This window comes from Acinetobacter terrae (assembly GCF_002135195.1).
GTDB classification, from domain to species: domain Bacteria; phylum Pseudomonadota; class Gammaproteobacteria; order Pseudomonadales; family Moraxellaceae; genus Acinetobacter; species Acinetobacter terrae.
Genome location: NZ_NEGF01000025.1, coordinates 1 through 8742 on the forward strand (window position 1 = coordinate 1; position 8742 = coordinate 8742).

The 8742-nt window shown below is 38.2% G+C and carries 12 protein-coding genes; 4 read left to right on the forward strand and 8 right to left on the reverse strand.

Features of this window, described 5'->3' with window-relative positions; genetic code table 11:
- The coding region (locus B9T23_RS16500; protein ID WP_143222547.1) for an integrase core domain-containing protein at positions 1-155 on the forward strand (155 nt) is incomplete at its 5' end.
- A gap of 577 nt (positions 156-732) precedes the next feature.
- Here B9T23_RS16500 and B9T23_RS16505 read toward each other — a convergent pair.
- Together B9T23_RS16505 and B9T23_RS16510 are read right to left on the reverse strand one after the other, a co-directional pair.
- Complete coding sequence (locus tag B9T23_RS16505; RefSeq protein ID WP_086194848.1) at positions 733-1500, reverse strand: nitroreductase family protein; 768 nt, start codon at positions 1498-1500, stop codon at positions 733-735.
- Positions 1501-1605: 105 nt separating this feature from the next.
- A complete protein-coding gene (locus B9T23_RS16510; RefSeq protein ID WP_086194849.1) occupies positions 1606-2406 on the reverse strand; it encodes an enoyl-CoA hydratase in 801 nt (266 codons plus the stop codon).
- A 104-nt stretch (positions 2407-2510) separates the two neighbouring features.
- On the opposite strand from B9T23_RS16510, the gene B9T23_RS16515 reads away from it, so the two are divergent.
- From B9T23_RS16515 to B9T23_RS16525, 3 genes are all read left to right on the forward strand, one after another.
- Positions 2511-3086 carry a nicotinate-nicotinamide nucleotide adenylyltransferase gene (locus B9T23_RS16515; protein ID WP_086194850.1) on the forward strand — a complete coding sequence of 192 codons (576 nt, stop codon included), beginning with the start codon at positions 2511-2513 and terminating at the stop codon, positions 3084-3086.
- Positions 3087-3137: 51 nt separating this feature from the next.
- Positions 3138-3707 carry a YceI family protein gene (locus tag B9T23_RS16520; RefSeq protein WP_086194851.1) on the forward strand — a complete coding sequence of 190 codons (570 nt, stop codon included), beginning with the start codon at positions 3138-3140 and terminating at the stop codon, positions 3705-3707.
- A gap of 411 nt (positions 3708-4118) precedes the next feature.
- A complete protein-coding gene (locus B9T23_RS16525) occupies positions 4119-4682 on the forward strand; it encodes a YceI family protein (RefSeq protein ID WP_086194855.1) in 564 nt (187 codons plus the stop codon).
- 200 nt (positions 4683-4882) lie between these two features.
- Here the strand turns inward: B9T23_RS16525 and B9T23_RS16530 are convergent, their stop codons facing one another.
- The 6 genes from B9T23_RS16530 to B9T23_RS16555 all read right to left on the reverse strand — a co-directional run.
- Positions 4883-5341, reverse strand: a complete 459-nt coding sequence (locus B9T23_RS16530) for a peroxiredoxin (protein WP_086194852.1) — start codon at positions 5339-5341, stop codon at positions 4883-4885.
- Positions 5342-5496: 155 nt separating this feature from the next.
- Complete coding sequence (locus B9T23_RS16535) at positions 5497-5910, reverse strand: hypothetical protein (protein WP_067724971.1); 414 nt, start codon at positions 5908-5910, stop codon at positions 5497-5499.
- 14 nt (positions 5911-5924) lie between these two features.
- Positions 5925-6596 carry a 7-cyano-7-deazaguanine synthase QueC gene (gene queC / locus B9T23_RS16540; RefSeq protein WP_067724973.1) on the reverse strand — a complete coding sequence of 224 codons (672 nt, stop codon included), beginning with the start codon at positions 6594-6596 and terminating at the stop codon, positions 5925-5927.
- Between the two features lie 45 nt (positions 6597-6641).
- Complete coding sequence (gene queE / locus B9T23_RS16545) at positions 6642-7352, reverse strand: 7-carboxy-7-deazaguanine synthase QueE (RefSeq protein ID WP_086194853.1); 711 nt, start codon at positions 7350-7352, stop codon at positions 6642-6644.
- Between the two features lie 114 nt (positions 7353-7466).
- Positions 7467-8288, reverse strand: a complete 822-nt coding sequence (gene dapD, locus B9T23_RS16550; protein ID WP_086194854.1) for a 2,3,4,5-tetrahydropyridine-2,6-dicarboxylate N-succinyltransferase — start codon at positions 8286-8288, stop codon at positions 7467-7469.
- 290 nt (positions 8289-8578) lie between these two features.
- Positions 8579-8742, reverse strand: a 164-nt coding sequence (locus tag B9T23_RS16555) for a transposase (protein WP_143222548.1), incomplete at its 5' end; no start/stop codon positions are given.

The following is an 8742-nucleotide window of genomic DNA, read 5'->3' on the forward strand; positions in this document are numbered from 1 at the left end:
GCTATAATCGAACCATACGTTATAGTTGGCTGAGCAAACATTTATTTGATACTTTGGATGAAGTACAAGATTATGCAACAAACTGGCTGTGGCATTACAACCATGAAAGACCACACCAAGCAAACAAAGGAAGGCCACCTCTAATGGCTGCTTAACCTCTACTTTTAACTTCGGTTATTTATGGGAGGATTACCGTTGGTGCTGTTGCTTGGCAACCATTTAAAATAAATAAACTGCTAATTGTTATTAATTTTATTTTCATTTTGCTTTAAATCCACTTGCTACTTTAAAAGTAAGTGCTGCCCCGTAACTGGCTTTGATCTAGTTAAGATAATTTGTAATTTGAATAACCTGATCTTTATTATATGTATCATAAACAATCGTTGCATCACCCTTCACATCATTGGATTTTAATTAATGATCATTTATTTATAAGAGAGAATGAATGATACATGGATTTAAATCTGAGGCGAAACAGTTTTAAAAGTCTAATGATAATTGGTGAGTCTATTAAATTCTTCTAAACACCTCATAGAATTAATCATCTTTTATTAGATAGATAAGACATCACAATTTGACTTAAATAAAATTGATCTAACTGGATCTAATCAATTCCTTAGTAAGAGAATTTTTTTATTCGACTGATGGCTCGTCCATATAAGTCTAACAGGCGACATCCATGTCGCCTGATGTGTATAAGATTAAGAGTTTAAATTTTCCAGATACTGATTATTAAACCTTCTGAATAAACAAATCACGCTCAAAACGGTATTGCGGGAAGAACACCCCATCTACTGCGCGTTCACCAGCCCCAATCACCATCACCGGATATTGCTGATCATTCAAGTTTAGAATTTTACGCACCATAGGTTCATCAAAACCTTCCATCATACAGCTGTCAAAACCATAAGCGCGTAAAGCCAAAACCAGATTTTCACAAGCCAATGCTGTGGTCTTGGTTGCCCATAGTTTCGCATCTGCAGGGTTGAATGCAGTAACGGGCAGTTGTTTATCCAAGGTACGGGCAACTTTAAAAGCCACTTTTTTAAAATTGCCAATAGCATTGAAGTAACCGGTTTTATAATTATATGGAATAAAACGGTAGTACTGCTTCACTGCTTTTGGCGCTTCAGGGAAAGGAAAATCACTGATGTTCTTTTTCGCCATTTCATCAATACGGTCAGTACGCGCGATACAAACAATCAGCTCCGAAGCCGTTTTTGCTGCCAATTGACTTAAACAGGCTTTGACCAGCTGTTTCTTTTTGGCTGGGTTCTGCACCACATAAAAAGTCCATGGCTGCAAATTGGATGAGTTTGGTGCAAGCAAAGCCAGATCTAAACAATCATCCAGTACTTCGGCAGGAATGGGTTTTTTAGTGAATTTACGTACCGAACGACGGCTTTGTATAACTTTCTTAAAGTTTTCGACATCAATATCTGTTGGAGCAGGCTCAAAATAACGTTTCTTTTCAGTTTTAGTTTCGTTTGAATCGGTCATCTTTATTCACTCAAATTTTAAAGCTTGAAATTTAGATCTATTAAAACGCATAAAACCACTGAACAATGTCACTATTCAGTGGTTTTTTCATTTAACAATAAAAAATTAATTAAATTGTGCAAAATCTGGTTTACGCTTTTGCATAAATGCAGCCACCGCTTCAGCCATTTCTGGTGAAGATACACGTTTCATGAAGATTTCAGCTTCATCATCTACACAGTCCAGAATTTCCTGCAAGTTATGTTTCATTAAAGCTTTAGTTTGCTTAATTGAAGCCAATGGCAGTGCTGCCAAAGTTTGCGCCTGTTTCAGCGCAGTCGCATAAACATCTTCTTCAATGCTATTGACCAAACCTGCACTCAAGGCTTTTTCACTGTTAAATTTCTGTGCCGTGAAAAGTAGCTCAGCAGCTTTATGATAACCGGCTTGTTGAATAAGAAGCTTGCTCGAAGCACCTTCAGGTGAAAGGCCAAGGCTGACAAACGGAATCTGGAATAGGGCAGTGTGATCACTATAGACAAGGTCAGCATGAAGTAAAAGCGTTACCCCAATCCCAATGGCGACACCGCGAACCGCGGCAATTAAAGGTTTAGAAAATTTCGCAGCAGATTTTAAAACCAGAAATGGAGGTGCATCCCCAGCTTTGCCTGCAAGTGGTGTTTGAATAAACTTCATGAAGTCCTGCATGTCATTGCCTGCGCTGAAATCGGCATCAGCGCCACGTAAAATCACCACACGAACCTCTTTATTTTGATCAGCTTCATCCAAAGCTTTGGCAATCCACAAATATAATTCGCCATATAATGCATTTTTTGCTTTTGGTCGATTAATGGCTAAGGTCAGTACACCATTTTCTAAATTCGCATCCAAATGTTCATGAGGTTGTTGAATACAGCTCAGTGTCATCGTACTATCCTTGCTTTAAAACTTAATTTAATTTTATGGCGTTTATTATGTCGCATATTTATTTGGGCGGCACAACTCACGAGTCATCAAAAATTTGATCTGTTATGAACTATACATTTGATTATCTGGTTTTCATTGGTCGCTTTCAGCCTTTTCATCTGGCACATATGCAAACGATTAAAATTGCATTAGAGCAAAGTCAGAATGTGATTTTGGCACTCGGTTCTGCACAAAATGAACGCAATATTAAAAATCCGTTTAGTGCTTCTGAACGTGAACAGATGATTTTGTCCAACTTTTCAGCAGCAGACCAAAAGCGAATTAAGTTTGTTTATGTGGTTGATGTGTATAACGATGAAAAATGGCAAAAACTGGTGAAATCCCTGGTTTCAGAAGTGGTAGAGCCTGAAGCTAAAGTGGGTTTAATTGGTCATTTTAAGGATGAATCTTCCTACTATTTACAGCTTTTTCCAGAATGGGAGATGGTAGAACTTGCCAGTCTGGTTGGGGCAATTTCAGCGACGCCATTACGTGAAGCTTATTATCGTGGCGAAATTATCGAATCTGCTTTTCCATGGGGAACCAGCGAGTTTTTACAGAAATTTCAGAACACGGCTACTTACCAACAATTGCAGCACAAATACCTGACACAAGATAAAACCAATCTTGAAGAATCTTAAGTAAGCTTTTAAGTCGGAGCAAGCAATTGCAACGACCTAGGAGTGGATAACATGAATATCAAAACCACGTTGAAAAGTGTCTTTATTGCCGCTGCAATCAATTTGAGTATCGTTGCGCATGTAAATGCACAGGAATGGACACTTACTCCACAAACTTATGTGGGATTTGATGTGAAGTCGATGGGTTTTTCAATCGTAAAAGGGAAGTTTGAGCAGGTTCAGTCTAGTATGAGCTTTGATCCAGCGATCCCACAAAATGCCTCAGCCCAGTTTGTCATGGACGTAAACAGCGTGAGCTTGAGCATGCCTTCACTGAGAAATATGATTATGGGTGAAGATTTGTTTTACGTAGAAAAATACCCAACTGCGACTTTTAACAGTCATGAATTTGTATCTTTAGGCGATAATCACTACAGTATAAAAGGTGATCTGACCTTGCGCGGTGTGACCCAGCCGGTAATCCTTGATACGGTTTTAAAACCCAATACAGCCAATCCACAACTTTTGGATGTTGAGTCTAAGGCAGTGGTGAATCGCAGTGATTTTGGTATGAAAAAAGCATTCGGTGGTATAGGGGGGAAAGTGAATATTGAGGTAGATGGACAATGGGAAACAAGATAGTTCATGTATTAAAAAAACCGGCTTAAGATGTTTTTGAATACTCGAATTTTTTACGTTTTTGCGTAATTTTTTTATTCTTATAACGATAAAAATTACTACATTATCAAGCAACTGATAGGTTTTAAGCTCCTTATTCAGCTTAAAATGAATGTTTATCTTTTAGCATGGAAGTTTTAAAAAATAAAATCTTATAAACTCCAACTATGTTAACAATACGATCTCAAACCAATTCTTTCAGAAAAATTATGTTAAATATTTCTCCATTAGTCATTAATGATTTTACAAAAACTTCAATAAACTGATATAAAAATAAATAAAATGCAAATTCTAAAACTTAAAACAAATTTAATCTAAGGTTGGACTGTGAATCTAAACCTGATCAATAAGCAATCAAAAAAGGTGGATTTAAATTTGAAAGCAACAATAAAAAATGGACTTATTATCGTCGCAATCGGTTTAGCTGTAAGCAGTCAGTCCTTTGCACAAACATGGATTTTAACACCCCAAAGTGATGTTGGTTTTGAGATCAAGTCGATGGGGCTTACGGTGGTCAAAGCTAAATTTAATCAAGTTCAATCGAGTATGGAATTTGATATGAAAGCACCGCAAAATGCATCGACACATCTTGTGATGGAGGTTGATAGTTTGAGCTTCAATAAACCATTGCTGAAACATATGATTCTGGGTGAAGATCTATTTTATGCAGCAAAATACAAAACGGTAAGATTTAAAAGTATCCAGTTTAAAGACTTGGGAAATGGTAAATATAATGTTTTAGGACATTTAACCCTACGTGGTGTGACCAAGCCAGTAACTTTTGTAACGACATTTAAACCTAATCTCTCTGATGTCAACTTACTTGATGTCCAAGCTTCAGCAGTGATTAACCGTAGCGATTTTGGTATGAGAAAAGGTATTGGAGGCGTGGGGGAAAAAGTGAATCTTCAGCTTTCAGGCCAATGTGCAGCTAACTGAAATTGCATTTGCCAGTGTTTAAAAAGCTCTTTTTTATAGCTATTTTTTGATTTGTATATCGTGATCCACGCTTATTATTGCCCACAATTAAAAATCTAAGGGCAGGGTAAATATAAGAATCTTGATTGCACAAAAGACCTCATAAAAAAGCAGGATAAAAGCCCGAACCTTTGGGCTTTTATAAATCCATAACAATGCCATTAAGCTGCTTGCAGGGCTTTTAAATCTTCTAGTACTTGTTCTGCATGACCGGCAGCTTTCACTTTACGGTATTCTTTGACTAATTTGCCATTATGGAAAATGAAGGTTGAGCGTTCAATACCCATAACTTTTTTGCCATACATATTTTTTTCTTTAATCACGTCAAAGAGATTACACAATACTTCTTCTTTATCACTGATGAGATTAATGCTCAGATTTTGCTTTTCGGTGAAGTTTTGGTGTGCTTTAACCGAATCACGTGAAACACCCAGAATCGTGGTATTTAAAGCATCAAACTGATCTTTCAAACAAGAAAAGCCTATCGCTTGTGTCGTACAACCCGGGGTAGAATCCTTCGGATAAAAATACACAATCAGCCATTCAGTCGGGATTTCAGTTAGGTTGATTTCACCGGTTGTAGTCGGGAAGCTTTGATTGAGCAGGCGAATATCAGACATGCATTGATCCTTATAAAGTCGAATTTGTGATATTGATCTTGAATTTATGCTGACATGATAGCGAATTTAGCCCTGTTTATGCTGAACTCAGGATGTAAATTTTTAACAATAAAAAAGCCTGCAAAAATGCAGGCTTTTATTCAAGCTAAATCAGCTTATTTTTTAGGTTGTTGAGCAGATTTCATTGCTTCTTCAGTTAAGCTTTTAAGCTTGCCGGTAAGTTGTGGACCAAAACAAGCTTGAAGATCTTTATTCTGTTTTTGAACAAAAGCTAAAGTTGCAGGGCTTTTCTTTTGGTTAACGGTACTTTGAATTTCCCATTTTTGAGCATTGGTTAATTTACCGTCAGCTTCAACCGCACAAGTACAGTATTTGCTTACTTCTGCAGCTGATAATTTTTTGCTTTTGCCTGTTTCTTCTTTACAAACATTAATTAAAGCAGATTTTACATTAGTGCTTTTATAAGCTTCTTGGAGCTTATTTGTTTCTGCAGCATTTGAAGCAGTCGCCATGAATGCTACAGCCGAAACTAATGTAGAAAGAATAATGTTTGATTTTAAATTTTTCATGTACTGTTACCCTGTTATGACGGTATATAACGTGTTGGATCTGCAATACCAGCGTCAGCAAAACCCTGTTTACGTAAACGGCAGCTATCACATTTTCCACAAGCACGTCCTTGGTCGTCTGCTTGGTAGCAAGACACCGTTTGACTGTAGTCTACGCCATGTTCTATACCTAAGCGAATGATATTTGCTTTGGATAAATGTAACAGAGGTGTTTCAAATTTAAGAGGTTTGCCTTCCACACCATCTTTAGTTGCCAGGCGAGCCATGCTTGCAAAAGCATCAATAAATTCAGGGCGACAATCAGGATATCCTGAATAATCAACGGCATTGATCCCAATCACAATGGCTTCTGCACCAAAAACTTCTGCTGCAGCGAGCGCATAAGATAGAAATATTGTGTTACGTGCTGGAACATAAGTTACAGGAATACCTTCTTGTTCATGTTCCGGTACATCAATGCTGTGGTCTGTTAACGCCGAGCCGCCGAGGTTACCTAAATCGATATTAATGACACGATGTTCTACACCAGCGCGTTGCGTGAGTGCACGAGCAGCATCCAGTTCAGTGGTCGAACGCTGACCATACATGAAACTTAAAGCAATACATTCATAACGTGCTTGCGCCCAAGCCAAACAAGTTGTTGAGTCTAAGCCGCCAGATAACAAAACTATGGCACGAGGGCGCATATTCAAATCTCCAAACAAATATAGGTATTCAAGAACAGAAATAAATTAACGACCAGTTTCATCGTTCCAGAGCAATTTATGCAATTGCAACTGGAAACGAACAGGGAGATGGTCTTCTAAAATCCATTGTGCTAAATCACGCGCAAGTTGAGGCAAACGAACCACACCTTTTTCAACTGCAAAAGCAGGCGAGAACCAAACGGTACTGACTTTGTCGGCAAGTTTGTACTGTTCAACCTGCTGTTTTGACCATTCATAATCTTCACGATTACAAATCACAAACTTGATTTGGTCATGCTCAGTTAAATAATCAAGATTACTCAGCAAATTTCGTGCAGATTCACCAGAAGTTGGGGTTTTTAAATCGAGTACTTTCGAAACACGAGGGTCAACTTTAGACACATCTAAGGCACCACTGGTCTCGAGCGATACTTCACAGCCCAGATTGGCTAAACGTTGCATCAAAGGCAAGGCATTGGGCTGAGCAAGCGGCTCACCGCCAGTCACGCAAATATACGGTGTTTTAAAATCGAGGGTTGTTTTAATAATGTCGTCTAATGATTGACGTTCGCCACCTTCAAAGGAATAGGTTGTATCACAATACGTGCAGCGTAAAGGGCAACCGGTCAAGCGAATAAACACCGTCGGTAAACCCGCGGCATTGGCTTCACCTTGTAATGAATAGAAAATCTCCGTGATGCGTAAACCCGCAGACGGATCAGAAACAGGAATAGCGGAAGATCGAAGAGTATTCATAACGAAAATTTACCACACCAAAAAACATGAGAGTACAAAAACAAAAATCTCTACGATCATGTCTGACCGTAGAGATGAGGAACGATTAAAGTTCCGCAAGAGACTTAAGACATATTAGTCTTCGCGTAATAAATCGTTCAAGCTGGTTTTAGCGCGAGTTTTCGCATCAACTTTTTTCACGATAATCGCAGCATACAGGTTGCAAGTACCATCTTTAGAAGGAAGGCTACCTGAAACAACGACTGAACCTGCAGGCACACGGCCGTAATGGATTTCGCCAGTTGCACGGTCATAAATCTTGGTTGATTGACCAATGAATACGCCCATTGAAATCACAGAACCTTCTTCAACAATCACGCCTTCAACGATTTCAGAACGTGCACCAATGAAGCAGTTGTCTTCAATAATCGTTGGGTTCGCTTGTAATGGTTCAAGAACACCACCAATACCTACACCGCCAGACAAGTGAACGTTTTTACCAATTTGCGCACATGAACCAACAGTTGCCCATGTATCAACCATTGTACCTTCGTCAACGTAAGCACCAATGTTGACATAAGATGGCATCAATACCACATTTTTAGCCTGGAAGCTGCCTTTACGTGCAACTGCCGGCGGAACAACACGAACACCCGCTGCTTTAAACTGTTCTTCAGTCCAATCAGCGAATTTAGTCTCTACCTTGTCATAGAAACGAAGATCACCAGACTCAATGGTTTTGTTATCGTTTAATTTAAAAGATAACAAAACTGCTTTTTTAAGCCATTGGTGAACAATCCATTCACCAGCAATTTTTTCAGCTACACGAAGTGAGCCGTTATCTAAGCCAGCAATAGCTTCTTCTACAGCACTACGAACTTCAGCAGGGCAATCAGCCGCTGTGAAATTTGCACGGTCTTCAAAAGCCTGTTCAATGATTGTTGAAAGCTGAGACATGATCTTCCATTTCCAAAAAAATTTTCCAAGATTTTACACTATATTGAGACAAGAATAGATGAAAAAGTGACTTTAGATCGGAATTAATTATTAAAGATCTATGAATGGCCTGCTAAACAAAAAGTAAGGAATTTATTGGAGATGTTTGTAAAGCATCTGTGCGTTAACACAACGCAAACAATACAGTGAATAATGCAATATCCTATTAAGATAGATATATCGATTTAGACGAATAATAGAAAATTTTCTATAAAAATAATTATTATTAATCAATAGACCTCTTTCATAAATCATTTTTTACTCAGCTCCAAGTTATAGATTCCAGCGATTAAATTGAATCTCAAACCGAGTCTTTTGCCTCTATTTCGATAACGCTCCGCAAGGATTTTGAAGGTTTTCAGGCTACCAAATACATGCTCAATCCCTATTCTTCTTTTATTGATTTCCTGATTAT

Excerpts from the sequence above, each read along its gene's own strand:
- B9T23_RS16505 (WP_086194848.1), bottom strand. The coding sequence starts at position 1,500 with ATGACCGATTCAAACGAAACTAAAACTGAAAAGAAACGTTATTTTGAG.
- B9T23_RS16510 (WP_086194849.1), bottom strand. The coding sequence starts at position 2,406 with ATGACACTGAGCTGTATTCAACAACCTCATGAACATTTGGATGCGAAT.
- B9T23_RS16515 (WP_086194850.1), top strand. The coding sequence starts at position 2,511 with ATGAACTATACATTTGATTATCTGGTTTTCATTGGTCGCTTTCAGCCT.
- B9T23_RS16520 (WP_086194851.1), top strand. The coding sequence starts at position 3,138 with ATGAATATCAAAACCACGTTGAAAAGTGTCTTTATTGCCGCTGCAATC.
- B9T23_RS16530 (WP_086194852.1), bottom strand. The coding sequence starts at position 5,341 with ATGTCTGATATTCGCCTGCTCAATCAAAGCTTCCCGACTACAACCGGT.
- B9T23_RS16535 (WP_067724971.1), bottom strand. The coding sequence starts at position 5,910 with ATGAAAAATTTAAAATCAAACATTATTCTTTCTACATTAGTTTCGGCT.
- queC (WP_067724973.1), bottom strand. The coding sequence starts at position 6,596 with ATGCGCCCTCGTGCCATAGTTTTGTTATCTGGCGGCTTAGACTCAACA.
- queE (WP_086194853.1), bottom strand. The coding sequence starts at position 7,352 with ATGAATACTCTTCGATCTTCCGCTATTCCTGTTTCTGATCCGTCTGCG.
- dapD (WP_086194854.1), bottom strand. The coding sequence starts at position 8,288 with ATGTCTCAGCTTTCAACAATCATTGAACAGGCTTTTGAAGACCGTGCA.